The organism is Streptomyces sp. NPDC057694 (genome assembly GCF_042799415.1).
In the GTDB taxonomy this organism is placed as follows: domain Bacteria; phylum Actinomycetota; class Actinomycetes; order Streptomycetales; family Streptomycetaceae; genus Streptomyces.
The window spans coordinates 1-18,470 of the sequence record NZ_JBHVIX010000025.1 but is presented as its reverse complement, the minus strand read 5'-3'; the positions used below and the strand labels follow the sequence as shown (position 1 = coordinate 18,470).

The following is an 18,470-nucleotide window of genomic DNA, read 5'->3' as shown; positions in this document are numbered from 1 at the left end:
GGTCACATCCCACCACACGCCCGTTTCGAGCGCGTTGCCGACCATGATCGTCATTGACCGGCCGGTGTGGAACTCATAGTGCCTGCTGGACCCCCCTCGGCCATAGTGCCTGCCGTTCGCCCACAGCTCGACAGCGGGCCCGTACCGCGTGCTCCCGCGGCCCCTCGTTCCCCACTACGATCAGCGGGCCAGCCCCGTCTCATCCTTTTCTCATAAGGACTTGCCATGGGATCCGCCAAGAACACCTCCCCCTCCTCCGCCACGCCCGCCACGGACCGCAAGGCGCGCATAGAGGAGATGCGCCGTGCCGAGCGCTCCCGCGCCCGGCGCGGCCGGATCGCCGTCATCTCGGTGAGCACGGTCGTCGTGGCCGCGCTGATAGGAGTAGGCGCGTGGGCGGTGACCAAGGGTGGAGACGACAAGGACGACGCCAAGGCGCCCGCCAAGTCCGCGGGGCATTTCACGTACGCCAAGGACGGTGTGGGCACCTGGAGCGGCAAGCTCACCCGTAATCACGTCGGGGGCAAACCCACCTATCCGATGAACCCGCCGGTCGGCGGGGATCACAACCAGGTGTGGATGAACTGCAACGGCGACGTATACGAAAAGCCCCTCGCGAACGAGCACGCGGTGCACTCCCTGGAGCACGGCTCCGTCTGGGTGACGTACAACGACAAGGCGTCGGACGCGGACGTCAAGGCGCTGGCCGCGAAGGTCAAGCAGACGCCTTACACGCTGATGAGCCCGATCGCCGACCAGAAGGACCCGATCATGCTCAGCGCCTGGGGCCACCAGCGCACGGTGAAGTCGGCGAGCGACCCGGCGGCGGCGAAGTTCTTCGCCACGTTCGTGCAGGGTGAGCAGACGCCCGAGCAGGGCGCGCCCTGCACCGGCGGACTGGGTCAGTGAGGCGCCGCACCGGGTGGCTGGTGTCGGCCGTGGCGGCGCTGGCCGTCACGGCGGGCGCCGTCACCTACGCGGTGGCCGACGGGGACGGCGGGCCGAAGGACCTGACGGTGCCCGCGGCCGAGTCGGCGGACGCCGGGTTCGCCCGCGACATGTCGGTGCACCATCAGCAGGCGGTCGAGATGGCGTTCAGCGTGCGGGACGCGACCGACGACGAGGACGTGCGCCGGCTCGCCTACGACATCGCGCAGACGCAGGCCAATCAGCGGGGCATGATGCTCGGCTGGCTCGACCTGTGGGAGCTGCCGAAGGTGTCGGAGAAGCCGCCGATGGCGTGGATGGGCATGGGCGACATGCCGGCCGGTGAGGACGGTGCGCTGATGCCGGGCATGGCGACCGACACCCAGCTCGGTCAACTCCGCAAGGCCCGGGGGAAGTCGGCCGAGGTGATGTTCCTGCGGCTGATGATCGCCCACCACAGGGGCGGGGTGCACATGGCCCAGGGATGCGTCGAGCGGTGTCAGGTCGGGGCCGAACGGCGGCTCGCTCGCGGGATGGTGGCCGCGCAGCAGTCCGAGATCGATCTGATGACGGGGATGCTGAAGGAGCGCGGCGCCAAGCCGTGACCCCAAATCGGTTGATGTCGGCCTCAGTTGCACTGACTTGACGGCTTCTTGATCGATCCATTCCCCCCGCGTGAACGGTTCATGGTGAGAGTGGGACCCCTCTGCGTGTGCATTACACGTGCACCTCACCCAGGGGGTTCCCGCTATGAGATCCAACAGCGGCATACGCCGCAGCCGCACCGGCCTCGCCGTCGCAGCGACACTGCCACTGGTCGCCGGCGCTCTCGCGATCGCCACTCCGGCCGACGCCGCGACCGCCCGCGACCACCTCACCGGCACCAAGCCGACGTGGGCGACGAACGCCGCGGACCAGGGCGCCACCGCGAACGGCAACAAGGTCACCGCCCGCGTGTACCTGGCCGGCCGGGACGCCAAGGGGCTGGCCGCGTACGCGAAGGCCGTCTCCGACCCGTCGTCCGCGAGTTACGGCAAGTATCTGACCGCCGCCCAGGCGCAGGCCCGTTTCGGTGCGACCAAGGAGCAGGTCTCCGAGGTCACCCAGTGGCTGAAGGACTCCGGTCTGACGGTCACCGGCACCACCGCGCACTACATATCCGTCTCGGGTGACGTGGCCGCCACCGAGCGCGCCTTCGGCACCCAGCTGCACAACTACGCCAAGGGCAAGCACACGTACCGCGCCCCGTCCGGCACGGCCTCGGTGCCGGTCTCGCTGGACGGCGCCGTGCTCACCGTGACCGGCCTGGACAGCGCCCCGCACAAGGCGACCAAGCAGGACGAACTGCCGCCGCCGGACGCGGTGTTCCGCAACGCCGGCCCGTTCTCCTCGTACTACGGCTCGAAGACCGCCTCGACGCTGCCCAGCGCCTACGGTCAGAAGATCCCGTACGCGGTCAAGGGGTACACCGGCAAGCAGCTGCGCGCCGCCTACGGCGCGGGCAAGGCCACCGGCAAGGGGGTGCGGGTCGCCATCACCGACGCGTACGCCTCGCCGTACATCGAGAAGGACGCCAAGAGTTACGCCGCCAAGAACGGTGACGCGGCCTACTCGAAGGGCCAGTTGAAGCAGGTCCTGCCGAAGAACTACACCAAGACCGAGGAGTGCGGCGCCTCCGGCTGGTACGGCGAGGAGACCCTCGACGTCGAGGCCGTGCACGCGGTCGCCCCGCAGGCCGACATCACCTACGTCGGCGCCTCGTCCTGCTACGACGACGATCTGCTGGACTCCCTCCAGAAGGTCGTCGACAAGCACCTGGCCGACATCGTCTCCAACTCCTGGGGCGACATCGAGGCCAACCAGACGCCCGAACTGGCCACCGCCTACGACCAGGTGTTCCAGCTCGGCGCGATCGAGGGCATCGGCTTCTACTTCTCCTCCGGCGACAACGGCGACGAGGTCGCCAACACCGGCGTGAAGCAGGTCGACACGCCCGCCAACTCGGCGTGGGTGACCGCGGTCGGCGGTACGTCGCTGGCCGTCGGCAAGAAGGACAAGTACCAGTTCGAGACCGGCTGGGGCACCGAGAAGGCCAACCTGTCGGCCGACGGCAAGTCCTGGACCGACTTCCCGGGCGCCTACACCTCCGGCGCGGGCGGCGGCACCAGCAAGACCGTCGCGCAGCCCTTCTACCAGAAGGGTGTCGTGCCGAAGTCCCTGTCGTCGGCCAACGGCGGCAGCAACCGCGTCGTCCCGGACATCTCGGCCGTCGCGGACCCGAACACCGGTTTCCTGGTGGGCCAGACGCAGACGCTGCCCGACGGCTCGCTCGGCTATGACGAGTACCGCATCGGCGGTACGTCGCTGGCGGCTCCGGTGATCGCGGGTGTGCAGGCGCTGGCGCAGCAGACGCGCGGGGGGCGTGCCATCGGGTTCGCCAACCCGGCGATCTACGACCACTACGGTTCGTCGGTCTACCACGACGTGACGGACAAGCCGACCGGCAAGGACCTTGCCGTGGCGCGGGTCGACTACGCCAACGGGTACGACGCCGCCGACGGGGTGCTCACCTCTGTGCGCAGCCTGGGCAAGGACGCCTCGCTGAAGGCGGTCCGCGGCTACGACGACGTCACCGGGGTCGGCTCGCCGGCACCGGGCTACGTCTCGTCGTTCCGCCGCCGCTGATGTAGCGAGTACGGACGGGTGCGGGCCGGTGGGGGCTGGTCGCGCAGTTCCCCGCGCCCCTGAAGACTGCGGCTTCGCCGCAAGCCTTCATCGATGGAGGTGGCGCACGCAGTGCGCACCTCCAGGGGCGCGGGGGAACGGCGCGAGAAGCCCCACCGGCCCGCACCCGTCTGACGAGCGGCGAAGCCGCGACCCCGAGGGGCGCGGGGAACTGCGCGAGAAGCCCCACCGGACCGCGGCCGAAATCGGTGGTCAGGCCACGCGGAGCAAGTCGCCCCGCGACATCCGCCCGACCAGCTCCCGCCCCGCGACATACCGCTCGACCTCCTCCACGGCGAACCGGCCGAGCCGCTCCACCTCGGCCCCCTGCGCCCCGGCGATGTGCGGAGTGACCAGCACGTTCGGCAGCGTGAGCAGCGGATGCCCGGCGGGCAGCGGTTCGGGCTCGGTGACGTCGAGGAAGGCCGACAGACGGCCCCCCGCGCACTCGGCGGCCAGCGCCTCGGTGTCGACCAGTGACCCGCGCGCGGTGTTGATCAGCGTGCCCCCGTCGCGGACGAGCCCCAGCATCTCAGCGCTCAACATACCCCGCGTCTCGGGCAGTTCGGGCGCGTGCACACTCACGACGTCGCTGCGCCGGCACAGCCCGGCCAGATCCGTCAGCTCCGCGCCGAGCCGCGCGGCCCCGGCCTCGTCGACGTACGGGTCGTACAGCAGCACCCGGTACCCCGCAGGATCCGCGCGCAGCCCCTCGATCACCCGGCGTCCGATCCGGGACGCCCCGATGACGCCGACCGTGCAGCCGTCGGTCCCCCGCCGCTCGTCGAAGCGCGGCCAGGCATCGGCATAGCGGGCCGCCACGGAGAGCGCCCCCTTCGCCGCGAAGGCGACCGCGGCGAGGGTGAAGGCGACGACGGGCCCGGCGTTGGCGTCGGCAGCCGACGAGACGAGCAGGCCGCGCTCCCACACCGCGTCCGTGACCAGCGGCCGCACCGAGCCCGCCGCGTGCACCACGGCCTTCAACCGCGGTGCGCGAGCCAGCACTTGGGGCGTGAGCGGCGGGCAGGACCAGCCGGTGACCAGGACCTCGGCGGCGGCGAGCGCCTCGGCCGCGGCGGGCCCGTCGAGCGGTCCGGTCAGCGGGTGCGGCGCGAGCCGTACGCTCCGCCCGAGCCGTGCGCGCAGCCCGGGCGGGAAGACCCGCTCCACCACCTCGGCGCCCATGGCCAGCGCCGCGGTCGGTCGGTATGCCGTCGTCACTCGGTCCCACCCCTTGTCTTCTTTCGTGCCCTCATACATCTATGTAACCGGTTACTAAAGCGCCTCACGCGCCGGAGCGCCAGTCCTTCAACGAACCAATAGTTCTTGGGGTCAAGGGGGTTGACCGGCCTCTGTAACCGTTTTAGATTCCCGCTCACCTTGTTCCAACGACAGAGGGGTTCCCGTGCCCACGGTGGCGAAGAACAGGCCCGAGGCCGGGGTGGTGGAGCCCCCGGCGGGGCCACGAAAAGGGTCAACCACCCCTATAACAGCGCAAGATTCGGCGTGGAAACGGTTTCGGAGCAGCCGTACCCTGCTGCTGCTCATGGTCCCGGGCCTCGCGTACTTCCTGCTCTTCCACTACGGCGCCTTCGTCGGCAACGTCGTGGCGTTCAAGGAGTACGACCCGTTCGCCGGGCTGTGGGCCAGCCCCTGGGCCGGCTTCGGCAACTTCAGCCGGATGTTCACCGACCCGGACTTCTGGCACGCGACGTGGAACACCCTCTCCATCGCCGTGCTCCAACTGGCCTTCTACTTCCCGGTTCCGCTGGGGATCGCGCTGCTGCTGCACAGCCTGACGTCGGGGGTCCTGCGCCGCTTCGTGCAGTCCGTCGTCTATCTGCCGCACTTCCTGTCGTGGGTGATCGTGGTCGCCCTCTTCCAGCAAGTCCTTTCCGACACCGGCCTGTTGAACAGCTTCCTGAGCGGCTCGGGCCTGCACACCGTCGACATCATCGGCAACCCGGACGCCTACCGGCCGCTGGTCGTCGCCCAGGTGATCTGGAAGGACGCCGGCTGGGGCACCATCATCTTCCTGGCCGCCCTGATGCAGGTCGACGAGCAGAGTTACGAGGCCGCGGCCATCGACGGGGCGGGCCCCTGGCGCCGCTTCTGGCACGTCACGCTGCCCTCGATCCGGCCCATCGTCGTGCTGCTCCTCATCATGCGGCTCGGCGACATCCTCTCCGTCGGCTTCGAACAGATGCTGCTGCAACGGCAGTCGGTGGGCCCGGAGGCCGGCGAGGTCCTCGACACCTTCGTCTACTGGCAGGGCATCGTCGGCGGCGACACCGGCTACGCCGCCGCGGCCGGCCTCTTCAAGGGCCTGGTGGGCGCGCTGCTCGTCTTCGTCGCCAACCGGATCGCGCACAAGCTCGGCGAGCAGGGGGTCTACAAGTGAGCACCTCAGTCCGTCCGGCCCGTCCCGCGTGGATGGAGAAGCCGAAGCCCGTCACCCAGGCCGCCAAGGGCCTGGCGGTGATCGCCCTGCTCGCCCTGGTCCTCGTACCGTTCCTGGTGATCGTCTCCACGTCGCTCGCCTCCAACGAGGAGGTCGTGGCCAACGGCGGCTGGGTGCTGTGGCCCACCGAGCCGAGCCTGCGCGCGTACCGGAACATCCTGTCCGGCGGCATCGTGACGCACGCGCTGGGCGTGAGCGTCGGCATCACCGTCATCGGCACGTTCCTGTCGCTGGCGTGCACCGCGTTCCTCGCCTACGCGCTCAGCCGCCCCGGCGTCTTCGGCGGCAAGCCGGTGCTCATGCTCGTGCTGTTCACGTTCCTCTTCCCGCCCGGCATGATCCCGGCGTTCCTGCTGGTCAAGGGGCTCGGCCTGGAGAACATGTACGCGGCCGTCGTCGCGCCGGTCCTCATCAACGTCTTCAACCTGGTCGTCCTGCGCGGCTTCTTCCAGGGCATCCCCGAGGAGCTGTACGAGGCGGCCCGGCTGGACGGGGCCGGTGACTGGGCCACGTTCTGGCGGATCGCGCTGCCGCTGTCGAAGGCCGCGCTCGCGGTCGTCGGCCTGTTCTACGCGGTCAGCTACTGGAACTCGTGGTTCACCGCCTCCATCTATCTGGAGTCCGACCACTGGCCGCTGTCGCAGGTGCTGCGCATGTACGTGGTCGGGGGCGCGCAGATCGCCGACACGGGCCTGAGCGAGGCGGGCATGGTCTCCGCGCCGCAGACGACGCAGATGGCCGTGCTCGTGATCGCCACCGTGCCGATCCTGATCGTCTACCCCTTCCTCCAGAAGTACTTCACCAAGGGCGTGCTCACCGGCGCCATCAAGAGCTGAGTCACCCCGCCGCTTCGCGCGTCTCTCCCAACTCCTCTGATCCGAAGGGCTCTTCACCATGTCCGCGAACCTGTCGCGCCGCACCCTGCTGCGCTCGATCGCCGTCGGCGGCGCCGCGCTGGCCGCCCCGTCCGTGCTCACCGCCTGCTCCACCGAGACCGCCGGGGGCGGCGACGTCTCCAACGCGGGCAAGAAGGCGGCGGCCTGGCCCACGTACACCCCGTCGAAGGGCGCGACGCCGGACCTGGCCGCGACCGCCGAGGGCGTGCAGGCCGGCTTCACCCGCTATCCGTCGGACCTGGTGAAGGCGGTCGCCGAGAAGCCGGGCACCGGCAAGCAGAAGATCAGAGTCATGACGATCACGTACGGGACTCCGCCCAAGCCCGCGGCGCAGAACAAGTACTGGGCGGCGGTCAACGAGGCGCTGGGCGTCGACGTCGAGTTCACGGTGGTCGCCGACGCCGACTACCGCGCCAAGATGGCGACCGTGTTCGCCGGGGACGACATCCCCGACGTCATCAACCTCGGCGGCGGCTATGTGCTGCCCCGCCAGGCCCAGTTCATGAAGACCCGCTGCGCCGACCTCACCGAGTACCTGTCGGGCGACGCCGTCAAGAAGTACCCGAACCTCGCGGGCATCCCCACCTACGCCTGGGAGGGCATGGGCCGCGTCTCCGGCCGCATCTACGGCATCCCCGTCGAGCGGCCGAAGCCGCAGGACACCCTGTACTTCAACCGCGGGGCGTTCACGAAGGCCGGCTACAAGCCGGGCATGTCCGCGGACGACTTCGCGGCGATGGCCAAGGAGGCCACCGGCTCCAAGAAGTGGGCGCTGGGCTCGTCGGCGACCGCGTTCTTCGGCTACAAGACGCACGCCAACTGGTTCGGCGCGCCCAACGAGTTCGCCGTCAAGGACGGCAAGGCGGTGCACTGGGGCGCCACCGACGAGTTCCGGGCGACCCTCGAATACCTGGCGAAGCTGCGCGCGCAGGGCGTGTACTACCCGGAGGCCACCTCGGTCTCCCAGGTCGACCTGAAGACGCAGTTCTGGAACGGCTCGGTGCTCTCCATGACCGACGGCTTCCTCGCCTACCCGACCGCCGCGCAGGGCATCAAGGACACCTTCGAGCTCGACGCGCTCGTGCCGTACACGGTCGACGGCGCGACCACCCACTACCAGCAGAGCCAGGGCTGCTTCGGCACCACCGTGATCAAGAAGGCGTCCAAGGACCGCGTCGAGCTGATCCTGCGCGTCCTCGACTACCTGGCCGCGCCGTTCGGCACCGAGGAGTACGAGCTCACCCACTTCGGCCTGGAGGGCACGCACTTCAAGCGCGACAAGGACAACAACCCGATCGCCAACGAGCTGGGCCTCGTCGAGTCGAAGACCAACGTCCCGTTCATGTACCTCTGCGACGCCCCGCAGGTGCTGTACGCGCCCGGCTACCCGGACGTCGTGAAGCGGCTGCACGCCTGGCAGGAGAAGGTGGTGCCGCTGATGCAGCCCGACATCCGCTTCGGCCTCCAGTCGGACACGTACAACAAGCAGGGCACCGCGCTCCAGCAACTCATCGACGACGGGGTCACCGCGATCGTCAGCGGCCGCAAGAAGCCCTCCGACTGGGACGCCGTCTACGCCAAGTGGCAGGCGCAGGGCGGAAAGAAGGTCCTTGAGGAGTTCGGCGAGGAGTACGCGGCGGCGCACTGATCCGGCCGGACCGGCCGGACGGGCGCAGGCGATGATGGTGCGGGGCGGACAGGCCCCGCACCGCGGAACTGAGGGGACAGACCAGTGGGCGAGAAGGTCACCATCCGGGACGTGGCGGCGCGGGCGGGCGTCTCGGTGGCGACGGTGTCGCGGGTGCTCGCGGGCACCTATCCGACCTCGGCCGCCTCCCGCGCCAAGGTGCTGCGCGCGGCGAAGGACCTGGACTACGTGGCGAACGCGCACGCGCGGGCGCTCGCGGGCGCGGGCCGCAAGACCATCGCGGTGCTGATGCTCGACGTGGTGAGTTCGTTCTACGCGGCCGTGGCGCAGGGCGTGGAGATGGAGGCGGCCCGGCACGACCGGCTCACCCTCGTCGCGTCCACGGGCGCGGACCCGGCCCGCGAACTGGCCCTGGTGCAGATGATGCGCGAGCAGGCTGCCGAGGCGGTCGTGCTGGTCGGCGGGGTCGTGGAGGACGACGAGTACCGGGAGCGGATGGCCCGGTACGCGCAGTCGCTGGCCGCCGCGGGCTCGCGGCTCGTGCTGTGCGGCCGCCCGGCGCCCGCGCCCGACGTGCCCGCGCTGGTCGTCGAGTACGACAACGAGGCGGGCGCCCACGCCATCACCAGCCATCTCCTGGGCGCCGGGCACCGCAGGATCGCCCTGATCGGCTACCAGCCGGGCAACACCACCGGCGAGGACCGCGTCCGCGGCTATCTGCGCGCCCTGGAGGACCACGGCGTGCCGCGCCCGGACGCGCTGCTGCACGGCGTGGGCTTCGGCCAGTTCAACGGCGACGAGGCGATCCGCGACCTGCTCCGCAAGTGCGACGGGAAGCCCGACTTCACCGCGGTCTTCGCCGGCGACGACCGGGTGGCCGCCGCCGCGATCAGGGTCCTCGCGGAGTACGGCCTGCGGGTCCCCGAGGACATCTCGGTGGTCGGCTACAACGACGACCCGGTCGCCGCCGACATCACCCCGGCCCTGACCACGGTCCACATCCCCGGCGAGGAGTTGGGCCGCACGGCGGTCCGCCTCGCCCTCGACGGCACGGGGCGCACCACGCAGCAGCGCCATCTGCTGGGCACGCACATCGTGGTCCGGGACAGCGTGGCGCGGGTGCGGCCGTAGGGCCCGTACCCGCGCGTATACCGGGTGGGGGTAAGGTGCGGGCTGTGCCGTCGCAGCCGACCCCACCGTCGCGAGGCCGCCCGGGCGTGCGTCCCGGCGGCCGGCTGCTGCTGTTCGTGGCCCTGCTCTTCGGGATCGTCGGGATGCACACGCTGGGGCATCCGACGGGGCACGGCATGGAGCACGGCATCGCGCACGTGACGACGGCGCGGCACAGCATGGAGGCACCGGCCGTCGCGCACGCCGCCCCGGTCACCGCGCGCGGGCACGAGAGGCCGGGTGACGGCGGGATGGACCCGCTGAGCGTGTGCCTCGCGGTGCTCGGCTCGTTCACGCTGCTGCTGTTGCTCGCGACGGCGCCGCTGCGCCCCGCGGCCACGGTCGTGCTCTCGGCCGCCCGGCGCGGCCTGAGCCACGCGCACCGCCCGCACCCTCCCCCACCCCGCACGACGTTGTCGCTCCTGTCGGTACTGCGCATATAGGCCCGCGCAGCCGCTGCTCCCGCATGCCCGGATCCGGTATGCCCGAAGCAGCGGACGCGTCCGGCACAGCACGCAGCACGACACCGACATCGAGGTGCGACTCAGTCATGCGCAACAATCCGCAGTCATCCCAGCCTTCTCAGGCCTCTCAGGCCTCTCAGGCCTCTCAGCCTTCTCAGGTCGGCCGCCGTACTCTCCTCGGCGCGTCGATCGCCCTGGCCGGTACGGGAGTTCTGGCCGCCTGCTCCGGATCCGGCCCGGACTCAGGGCACGGAAACCACGGCGCGCCGCCCCAGGGCTACGTCGATCCGGCGGGCCCGGAGGTCGCTGCGGCGGAACGGCGGCGCGGCTCGGGCGGGCAGCTCCGCAAGGTCTCCCTCACGGCCGCCGCGACCCGGCTCGACCTCGGCGGGCGCACCGTCAGGTCCTGGTCGTACGGGGGCGAACTGCCCGGCAAGGAGGTGCGGGTGACCGCGGGCGACACCCTCGCCCTCACCCTCGCCAACCATCTCCCCGAGCCCACGTCCCTGCACTGGCACGGCCTGGCCCTGCGCAACGACATGGACGGCGTCCCCGGCGTCACCCAGCAGCCGATCGCCCCGGGCGCCGACTTCACGTACCGCTTCAAGGTCGCGCACCCGGGCACGTACTGGTTCCATCCGCACTCGGGCACCCAGCAGGACCGCGGCCTGTACGCCCCGCTCATCGTCGACGACCCCAGGGAGCCCCTCTCGTACGACAAGGAGTGGGTCGTCGTCCTCGACGACTGGGTCGACGGGGTGGACGGCTCGACGCCGGACGCGGTCCTGAAGGAGCTGCGCGCGGGCATGGGCTCGGGCGGCGGCTCGGGGGGTCACTCCGGCCACGACATGCCGGGGATGAGCGGCATGTCGATGACCTCCGGGACGGCCTCCCCCGACTCCTCGGGCTCCTCGGACTCCTCCGGCCCGTCCCGCATGATGATGGGCGCCGCCAGCGATCTGCTCGGCGGTGACGCGGGCGACGTGGCCTATCCGTACTACGTCGTCAACGGCCGTACCCCGAAGGCCCCTTCGTCCTTCCGGGCCCGCCCGGGCGACCGCATCAGGATCCGTTTCATCAACGCGGGCGGCGACACGGCCTTCCGGGTCGCGCTCGGCGGCCACGCGATGACGGTGACGCACACGGACGGCTACCCGGTCCGGCACGCGACGACGGACGCGCTGCTGCTCGGCATGGGTGAGCGCTACGACGTGCTGGTCACGGCGGGCGACGGTGTCTTCCCGCTGACGGCGCTGGCCGAGGGCAAGAAGGCGTCGGCGCTCGCGGTGCTGCGCACGGGCGCCGGCGCGGCCCCCGCCGCGTCGGTCCGGCCGAAGGAGCTGGACGGTCGCCTGCTGACGGCCGACAAGCTGAAGGCGGCCGACGAGGTGGCCCTTCCCGCCCGCGAGCCGGACCGCACGGTCGAGTTGCAGCTGACGGGCGGGATGGCCGCGTACGACTGGGCGTTCGACAAGAAGCCGTACTCGGCGGACCAGCGGCACCCGGTGCGCGCGGGCGAGCGGGTGCGTCTGGTCGTCGCCAACTCCACCGCGATGTGGCACCCGATCCATCTGCACGGCCACACGTTCTCGCTGGCGAACGTGGCGGGCGGCCCGCGCAAGGACACGGCGGTCGTGCTGCCGAACGGGACGCTGACGGTGGACTTCGACGCCGACAACCCGGGGCTGTGGATGCTCCACTGCCACAACGTCTACCACTCGGAGGCCGGGATGATGACGGTGCTGGGCTACCGGGGCTGACCCCCGCGAGGCCGGGGCGGGGTCCCCATCACCACGCGATCGACCGCACGATCGACCGCGCGATCAACCGCGTACGGACTCCGCCTCGACCGCCACCGCGGCGCTGCCCGCCACCAGCCGTCCGGCGTGGACCGGCTCCCGCCGACGGTCGACCGTGAAGGCGATCCCGGCCACGGCGAGGCCCAGCACGGCCAGTGCTGCGCCCGCCAGTGCCGGGGAGGTCACGCCGAAGCCCGCGGCCAGGGCGAGGCCGCCGATCCAGGCGCCGCCCGCGTTGGCCAGGTTGAAGGCGCCCTGGTTGGCGGAGGAGGCCAGGGAGGGGGCGGAGGCGGCCTTCTCCATGACCATCAGCTGGAGCGGGGAGCCGGTCACGAACGCGGTGAGGCCGAGGAGCAGCACGCCCAGCGGGGCGCTCCACTCCGTGCGCATCAGCAGCGGGAAGAACGCGAGGACCACGCCCAGCGACGTCAGCCCGCCGAAGAGCGTGGCGCGCAGCGAGTGGTCGGCGAGGCGGCCGCCCAGCAGGTTGCCGATGGTGGCGCCGACGCCGAACAGGGCGAGGAGCAGCGTCACGCTGGACTCCGCGAACCCGGCGGCGTCCGTGAGCATCGGTGTGATGTAGCTGTACGCGGAGAAGAGCGCGCCGAATCCGGCGACCGTGGTGCCGAGCGCCAGCCAGACCGGCAGCGACTTCAGGGCGCGCAGTTCGCCGCGGATGCCGACGCTCGCGCCGTGCCCGTGGTCGGCGGGGACGAGCGCGGCCAGCGCCGCGATGGCGGCCAGGCCGATCGCGCTGACCGCGAGGAACGTGGCGCGCCAGCCGAGCTGCTGCCCCATGGCCGTGGCGACGGGGACGCCGATGATGTTGGCGACGGTCAGGCCGAGGAACATCAGGGAGACCGAGCGGGCCTTGCGTTCGGGGGCCACCAGCGAGGTGGCGACGACCGCGCCGACGCCGAAGAACGCGCCGTGCGGGAGGCCGCTGACGAAGCGGGCCGCCATCAGCCAGTGGTAGTCGGGGGCGGCGGCCGACACGGCGTTGCCCACGACGAACAGCACCATCAGGCCGATCAGGACCCGGCGGCGCGGCATCCGCGCGGTGAGGGCGGCGAGCAGCGGGGCGCCGATGACGACACCGAGCGCGTACGCGGAGACGAGGTGACCGGCGGTGGGGATGGAGAGGTGCAGGTCGTCGGCGACGTTGGGCAGCAGGCCCATCATCACGAACTCGGTCGTGCCGATGCCGAAGGCGCCCACGGCGAGCGCGAGCAGGGCGAGGGGCATGAAAGATCTTCCCGGAGTACTGGAGGGGGCAAAGAGGGCTGAGTGCGCGCGGAGCCCCGCGAACGGAACTCATAAGTTTACTCGCGGAACAAAGCCTGCCGCATCCAGTATTCCGGCAGGTTAAAGCCGTGTGTACGCGACGGTGCGGACGAAGGGACTCGGGGCGACGTGCGTCACACCTGTACCCGCGCGGCGATCGGCAGATGGTCGCTGCCCGTCCTCGGCAGCGTCCACGACGACACCGGCTCGACGCCCTTGACCATGATCTGGTCGATCCGCGCCATCGGGAACGCGGCCGGCCAGCTGAAGCCGAAGCCACTGCCCGCCGCGCCCTGCGTGGAGCGCATCTGGGAGGTCACGGCGGTCAGGGCGCGGTCGTTCATCGTGCCGTTGAGGTCACCGAGCAGGATGACCTTCCCGAGGGGCTCGGCGGCGATGGCCGCCCCGAGCGCGTCCGCGCTCTCGTCGCGCTCGCTGGCGGTGAACCCGGAGTCGACCTTGACCCGTACCGACGGCATGTGGGCCACGTACACGGCCACCTTGCCCTCGGGCGTCGCGACCGTGGTGCGCAGCGCGCGCGTCCAGCCCAGCTTGATGTCGACGGGCTTCGTGGCGGAGAGCGGGTACTTGCTCCACAGCCCGACGGTGCCCTCGACCGCGTGGTACCGGTACGTCGACGCGAGCGCCTTCTTGTACGTCGGCAGCGCGTCGCTCGCCAGTTCCTCCAGCGCGACGACCTCGGCGCCCGACGCGGCGACGTCCTTGGCCGTGCCGGTGGGGTCGGGGTTGTCCGCGTTCACGTTGTGGGTGGCGACCGTGAGGTCACCGCCGCTCTTCTGCTTGTCGGTGAGCAGCCCGCCGAAGACGCTGAACCACACGATCACCGGGATCAGCACCGCGATCACCGCGGTCGCCGACTTCCGCAGAAGGGCCAGGACCAGCAGCACCGGGACGAACACGCCCAGCCACGGCAGGAACGTCTCGGTCAGCGAACCGAGGTTGCCGATGGTGTTGGGGATCTGGGCGTGGAAGAGCATGACCAGAGCGACCAGCACCGCGAGGACCGCCAGCACGATGCCGCGCCGCCAGTACCCGCGATCGCGTCGCAGCCGCTCCCCGAAGAGCCGCAGCCGGGCACCCGGCTTCTGCCGCCCGGAACCCTCGGCGTCCCCGCCGTCGTACGCCTGCGCCATGCCCTCGTCGCCTCACTGCCTGCCGTGCCCGCCGTTCTCGCCCGTCCGACCCTAGGCGATGCTCAGCGGCTTTCGGTCCCGTCACACCCTCCAGGGGGCGGTTCGGTCTCGTCCGTACTGCCACGAGGACGAGCGAGGCGGCGTGCGGAGTTCCGGACGTGGAGGTTTCTGGGCCTCTCTGTGACGAAACCTGCACATTCGCCCGGCGGTCACTCGGTGCGCGCGCCCTGCGCCTTCAGTCCCGCGAGCACGGTGTCGACGATCCGCTCGGAGAGGTCGTCCGCCAGCGGTGCGTCGGACCGCATCATGGTGCGCAGCAGCATAGGTCCGGTGAACAGGTCGCCGGACAGTTCGACGTCGATCCCGGCCGGCAGTTCGCCGTCGGCGACCCCGCGCCGCAGCACGTCGTAGAGCAGGCGGCGCCGGGGTTCCACGACGACCGAGTGGTACGCGTCCCAGAGCTTGGGCAGGGTTTTCATCTGCGCGAAGACGTTGTGCAGCAGGGCCGAGGTGCGCAGGTTGAGGCCGCGCCGGCGCATGTGCTCCAGGAGCCGGACCAGGTCGTCGCGGAGCGAGGTGCCGGGCAGGTCGGGATCCGGCTCCTCGATGGAGGCGACCACGTCGACGAAGAGTTCTTCCTTGCCGGACCAGCGCCGGTAGATCGTGGCCTTTCCCACACCCGCGGTGCGGGCGATGCGCTCGATGGACAGCCCGGCGAGCGGCGCCCCCTCCTCCAAGAGCCGGATGACGCCCTCGACGATGGCCAGTTCGGCGGCCTCGCTGCGCGGACGGCCCCGGGCGGGCGCCGCGGCGTCCGGGGCCGGGCCCCGGGAGGCGGGCAGTTGGTGCCGCCCCTCTCGTCGCGCGCCCTGACCGGTGTCGACGCCCTCCATGCTTCCCACGGCTTTCCACCTCGCGCATCTTCCGCCTCGGCCCCGGATCCCGGCCGGTGACCCGAACTCGGCCCTGCGACCGGAATCCAGTCCTCCGACCGGGCTCCGGGGCGATTGTCCCAGCGCCGCCCGGTTGCGTGCGCCCGGCTCAGCCGCCCGCGCCGACCTTCTCCGGTTCGTCGCTCTGCGCGGTGGGCGCGGCCGGTGTCCTGCCCGGCAGGAACAGCCCGGTGACGACGGCGCTCAGCAGCGCGATGGCCGCTCCCCACAGGGCGGTGACGTGCATGGCGTGCAGGAACGAGTCGTTGGCCGCGCCGACCAGGCCCTGGGCGCGCGGCCCGATCTTCTCGGCGACGCCGAGGGTGGCCTCGATGGACGCGCCCGCGGTGTCGCGCACCCCGGCGGGCAGCAGACCGAGCTTGTCCTCGATGCCACTGCGGTACGTGGTCGAGAGCACCGAGCCGAGCACGGCGATGCCGAGCGCGCCGCCGACCTGGCGGAAGGTGTTGCTCAGCGCGGACGCGGAGCCCGCCTTCTCGCGCGGCAGCGCCTGCATGATGACGACGCTGGTCGGCGTCATCACGTGCGCCATGCCCGTGCCCATGAGGAAGAAGATGACTTCCAGGAGCCAGATCGGGGTGCCTGCGTCGAGGACCGTGAACGCGGCAAGCATTCCGGCGAGCAGCACGAGGCCGCCCGTGGTGGTGGCCTTCACGCCGATCTTCTCCACGACGAGCCGGGCCCGCGGCGCGAAGATCAGCTGGGCCACGGCGAGCGGCAGCATCAGGGCGCCGGTCTGCAGCGGCGAGTAGCCGCGCACGCTCTGCGTGTAGAAGACGGAGAAGAACGTGACGCCCATCAGCGCGAAGAAGACCAGCGCGATCGCGGCGATGGCGGCCGAGAAGACCTTGTTCTTGAAGTAGTCGATGTCGATCGACGGGTGGTCGCTGCGCTTCTCGTAGAGGACGAAGGCAGCGAGGACGACGATGCCCGCGACGATCGTGGCGAGGACCTTGGGCCCGGTGAAGTCGCCCTCGTCGCCGCCCTTGATGATCCCGTAGACCAGCAGCACGAGACCGACGATGGACAGGACGACGCCGATCAGGTCGATCCGGCCCGGCTTCGGGTCCTTGGAGTCGGGCACGAGCGCGAACATCAGCACCACGGCGATGATCACGATCGGCACGTTCACCAGGAAGACCGAGCCCCACCAGAAGTGGTCGAGCAGCAGTCCGCCGGTGATCGGCCCGATGGCGATGGCGAGGCCGACGCCGCCGGCCCAGATGCCGATGGCCTTCGGCTGCTCGTCGCGCTCGAAGACGTTCATCAGCACGGCGAGCGTGGCCGGCATGACGAAGGCGGCGCCGAGGCCCATCACCGCGCGGAACGCGATGAGCTGCACCGACGAGCCGGACTCGGCGGCGAGCGCGGAGCCGATGCCGAACACCAGGAGTCCCCCGATGAGGACCTTCTTGCACCCGAGGCGGTCACCGAGGAGTCCGGCGGTGAACAGCAGCCCCGCGAAGACGAGGGTGTACGCGTTGATCGCCCACTCGAGCTCGCTCTGCGTGGCACCGAGGCCCGTGGGCGCGGGGGTCGAGATCGTCTTGATCGCGACGTTCAGGATGGAGTTGTCGAGGACGACGATCAACAGGCTCAGCATGAGCACGCCGAGGATCGCCCAGCGACGGCGATGCACGGCCTCCGGTATCCGGGGAGCCGCGGGAACGGCAGGAGTGGTCATGTGTACGACCCTAGACTCATTTCGATACGGACCCGTCTCGTATTGAAAGTATTGAGAACATCCGGGCAAATCCCTTACCCGGCCTTTACGCGGAGGTGGCCTCTGGCGCCCGACCGGCACCGGGTGCCACCATGGAGGGGATCCGGGGACGCCGTCAGGGTGCCTCGAGACGACGGAATTGAAGGAGCGGTTGCGATGACGCAACACACGCCACTCCAGGCTGCCCAGACGCAGTCCGCCGACAGCAGCAATCCGAAGGCGCTGTACGGAGGCACCAGCAGCCGGCGCATCACGGTGCGCGACATCTCGCTCGCCAAGGAGCGGGGCGAGAAGTGGCCGATGCTGACCGCGTACGACGCGATGACGGCCTCGGTCTTCGACGAGTCCGGCATCCCGGTGATGCTGGTCGGCGACTCGGCGGGCAACTGTCACCTCGGCTACGACACGACGGTCCCGGTCACCCTGGACCAGATGATCATGCTCTCGGCGGCGGTCGTACGCGGCACCTCGCGCGCGATGATCGTGGGCGACCTGCCCTTCGGCTCGTACCAGGAGAGCCCCACGCAGGCGCTGCGCTCGGCGATGCGGCTGGTGAAGGAGGCCGGGGTCGGGGCCGTGAAGCTGGAGGGCGGCGAGCGCTCGCACAGCCAGATCAAGCTCCTCACCGAGGCCGGGATCCCGGTCATGGCGCACATCGGGCTGACCCCGCAGTCGGTCAACACGCAGGGGTACCGCGTGCAGGGCCGTGGCGAGGAGGCGGCGCAGCAGTTGCTGCGGGACGCGAAGGCGGTGCAGGACGCGGGCGCGTTCGCGGTCGTCCTGGAGCTGGTTCCGGCGGAGCTGGCGGCCGAGGTGACGCGGATCCTGCACATCCCGACGGTCGGCATCGGCGCCGGGCCCGAGACGGACGCGCAGGTTCTGGTCTGGACGGACGCGCTCGGGCTCACCGGGGGGAAGATGCCGCGCTTCGTGAAGACGTACGCGAATCTGCGTTCTGTGATGTCCGACGCGGTGAAGGCGTTTGCGGAGGATGTCGTCGGCGGAACGTTCCCTCAGGAGGAACACTCCGTCCACTGACCCGTAGCGGGTCCACCCCTTGATCCATCGCGGCACCAACGCGGCCCGCCGATCTTCCCCCGTCGGCGGGCCGCGGCCTTTTTTGGTGCGGGTGTTCGGCGCGGCCTTCGGCCTGCGCGGGGATCTGCACCCACCCGCAGCCACCCGTGCGAATCCGTTGTCGGCCAACGGTCTTCCAGTGGAGCTCCCCGCCATCGGCGGCTGACTGCCCGTGGGCGGTGATCACCGC

The 18,470-nt window shown here is 70.7% G+C and carries 15 protein-coding genes; 10 read left to right on the top strand and 5 right to left on the bottom strand.

Annotation, left to right across the window (positions count from 1 at the left end):
• The first annotated feature begins 225 nt into the window (after positions 1–225).
• The 3 genes from ACFVDP_RS35545 to ACFVDP_RS35535 all read left to right on the top strand — a co-directional run bounded on the left by ACFVDP_RS35545 (position 226) and on the right by ACFVDP_RS35535 (position 3,612).
• On the top strand, positions 226–909 hold the full coding sequence (locus ACFVDP_RS35545; RefSeq protein WP_383498904.1) for a DUF3105 domain-containing protein: 684 nt from the start codon (positions 226–228) through the stop codon (positions 907–909).
• Complete coding sequence (locus ACFVDP_RS35540) at positions 906–1,532, top strand: DUF305 domain-containing protein (protein ID WP_383498901.1); 627 nt, start codon at positions 906–908, stop codon at positions 1,530–1,532. Before ACFVDP_RS35545 ends, ACFVDP_RS35540 begins: the two co-directional genes overlap by 4 nt.
• 145 nt (positions 1,533–1,677) lie before the next feature.
• Entirely contained in the window at positions 1,678–3,612 is a 1,935-nt protein-coding gene (locus tag ACFVDP_RS35535) for a protease pro-enzyme activation domain-containing protein (RefSeq protein ID WP_383498898.1), read from the top strand.
• A gap of 252 nt (positions 3,613–3,864) precedes the next feature.
• Here ACFVDP_RS35535 and ACFVDP_RS35530 read toward each other — a convergent pair whose 3' ends face one another.
• Entirely contained in the window at positions 3,865–4,836 is a 972-nt protein-coding gene (locus ACFVDP_RS35530; protein WP_383499197.1) for a hydroxyacid dehydrogenase, read from the bottom strand.
• A 361-nt stretch (positions 4,837–5,197) separates the two neighbouring features.
• On the opposite strand from ACFVDP_RS35530, the gene ACFVDP_RS35525 reads away from it, so the two are divergent.
• The 6 genes from ACFVDP_RS35525 to ACFVDP_RS35500 all read left to right on the top strand — a co-directional run bounded on the left by ACFVDP_RS35525 (position 5,198) and on the right by ACFVDP_RS35500 (position 12,050).
• A complete protein-coding gene (locus tag ACFVDP_RS35525) occupies positions 5,198–6,052 on the top strand; it encodes an ABC transporter permease (protein ID WP_383498894.1) in 855 nt (284 codons plus the stop codon).
• A gap of 32 nt (positions 6,053–6,084) precedes the next feature.
• Positions 6,085–6,948, top strand: coding sequence for a carbohydrate ABC transporter permease (locus ACFVDP_RS35520; RefSeq protein WP_383499194.1), 864 nt, complete (start codon positions 6,085–6,087; stop codon positions 6,946–6,948).
• A 58-nt stretch (positions 6,949–7,006) separates the two neighbouring features.
• Positions 7,007–8,656, top strand: a complete 1,650-nt coding sequence (locus ACFVDP_RS35515; RefSeq protein ID WP_383498891.1) for a sugar ABC transporter substrate-binding protein — start codon at positions 7,007–7,009, stop codon at positions 8,654–8,656.
• 84 nt (positions 8,657–8,740) lie between these two features.
• A complete protein-coding gene (locus ACFVDP_RS35510) occupies positions 8,741–9,787 on the top strand; it encodes a LacI family DNA-binding transcriptional regulator (protein WP_383498888.1) in 1,047 nt (348 codons plus the stop codon).
• Positions 9,788–9,831: 44 nt separating this feature from the next.
• Positions 9,832–10,269 carry a DUF6153 family protein gene (locus ACFVDP_RS35505; protein WP_383498886.1) on the top strand — a complete coding sequence of 146 codons (438 nt, stop codon included), beginning with the start codon at positions 9,832–9,834 and terminating at the stop codon, positions 10,267–10,269.
• A gap of 107 nt (positions 10,270–10,376) precedes the next feature.
• On the top strand, positions 10,377–12,050 hold the full coding sequence (locus ACFVDP_RS35500; protein ID WP_383498883.1) for a multicopper oxidase family protein: 1,674 nt from the start codon (positions 10,377–10,379) through the stop codon (positions 12,048–12,050).
• 63 nt (positions 12,051–12,113) lie between these two features.
• On the opposite strand, the gene ACFVDP_RS35495 is transcribed toward ACFVDP_RS35500, so the two are convergent.
• From ACFVDP_RS35495 to ACFVDP_RS35480, 4 genes are all read right to left on the bottom strand, one after another.
• Entirely contained in the window at positions 12,114–13,334 is a 1,221-nt protein-coding gene (locus ACFVDP_RS35495) for an MFS transporter (protein WP_383498880.1), read from the bottom strand.
• A 173-nt stretch (positions 13,335–13,507) separates the two neighbouring features.
• Positions 13,508–14,527 (bottom strand): endonuclease/exonuclease/phosphatase family protein, encoded by a 1,020-nt coding sequence (locus ACFVDP_RS35490; protein ID WP_383498878.1) that lies wholly within the window; start codon positions 14,525–14,527, stop codon positions 13,508–13,510.
• Between the two features lie 209 nt (positions 14,528–14,736).
• Positions 14,737–15,420 (bottom strand): TetR/AcrR family transcriptional regulator, encoded by a 684-nt coding sequence (locus ACFVDP_RS35485; RefSeq protein WP_383499191.1) that lies wholly within the window; start codon positions 15,418–15,420, stop codon positions 14,737–14,739.
• Positions 15,421–15,568: 148 nt separating this feature from the next.
• The gene (locus ACFVDP_RS35480) at positions 15,569–17,164 is read right to left on the bottom strand and encodes a DHA2 family efflux MFS transporter permease subunit (protein WP_383498875.1); all 1,596 of its coding nucleotides are present in this window, start codon (positions 17,162–17,164) and stop codon (positions 15,569–15,571) included.
• Between the two features lie 195 nt (positions 17,165–17,359).
• Here ACFVDP_RS35480 and panB point away from each other — a divergent pair, with 195 nt between their 5' ends.
• Positions 17,360–18,241 carry a 3-methyl-2-oxobutanoate hydroxymethyltransferase gene (gene panB / locus ACFVDP_RS35475; protein ID WP_383498872.1) on the top strand — a complete coding sequence of 294 codons (882 nt, stop codon included), beginning with the start codon at positions 17,360–17,362 and terminating at the stop codon, positions 18,239–18,241.
• The last annotated feature ends 229 nt before the right edge of the window (positions 18,242–18,470 follow it).

Coding starts and splice junctions, on each gene's coding strand:
- ACFVDP_RS35480 (WP_383498875.1), bottom strand. CDS start 17,164: ATGACCACTCCTGCCGTTCCCGCGGCTCCCCGGATACCGGAGGCCGTG.
- ACFVDP_RS35525 (WP_383498894.1), top strand. CDS start 5,198: ATGGTCCCGGGCCTCGCGTACTTCCTGCTCTTCCACTACGGCGCCTTC.
- ACFVDP_RS35545 (WP_383498904.1), top strand. CDS start 226: ATGGGATCCGCCAAGAACACCTCCCCCTCCTCCGCCACGCCCGCCACG.
- ACFVDP_RS35530 (WP_383499197.1), bottom strand. CDS start 4,836: ATGGGCGCCGAGGTGGTGGAGCGGGTCTTCCCGCCCGGGCTGCGCGCA.
- ACFVDP_RS35490 (WP_383498878.1), bottom strand. CDS start 14,527: ATGGCGCAGGCGTACGACGGCGGGGACGCCGAGGGTTCCGGGCGGCAG.
- ACFVDP_RS35500 (WP_383498883.1), top strand. CDS start 10,377: ATGCGCAACAATCCGCAGTCATCCCAGCCTTCTCAGGCCTCTCAGGCC.
- ACFVDP_RS35520 (WP_383499194.1), top strand. CDS start 6,085: ATGGAGAAGCCGAAGCCCGTCACCCAGGCCGCCAAGGGCCTGGCGGTG.
- ACFVDP_RS35495 (WP_383498880.1), bottom strand. CDS start 13,334: ATGCCCCTCGCCCTGCTCGCGCTCGCCGTGGGCGCCTTCGGCATCGGC.
- ACFVDP_RS35485 (WP_383499191.1), bottom strand. CDS start 15,420: ATGGAGGGCGTCGACACCGGTCAGGGCGCGCGACGAGAGGGGCGGCAC.
- panB (WP_383498872.1), top strand. CDS start 17,360: ATGACGCAACACACGCCACTCCAGGCTGCCCAGACGCAGTCCGCCGAC.
- ACFVDP_RS35515 (WP_383498891.1), top strand. CDS start 7,007: ATGTCCGCGAACCTGTCGCGCCGCACCCTGCTGCGCTCGATCGCCGTC.
- ACFVDP_RS35535 (WP_383498898.1), top strand. CDS start 1,678: ATGAGATCCAACAGCGGCATACGCCGCAGCCGCACCGGCCTCGCCGTC.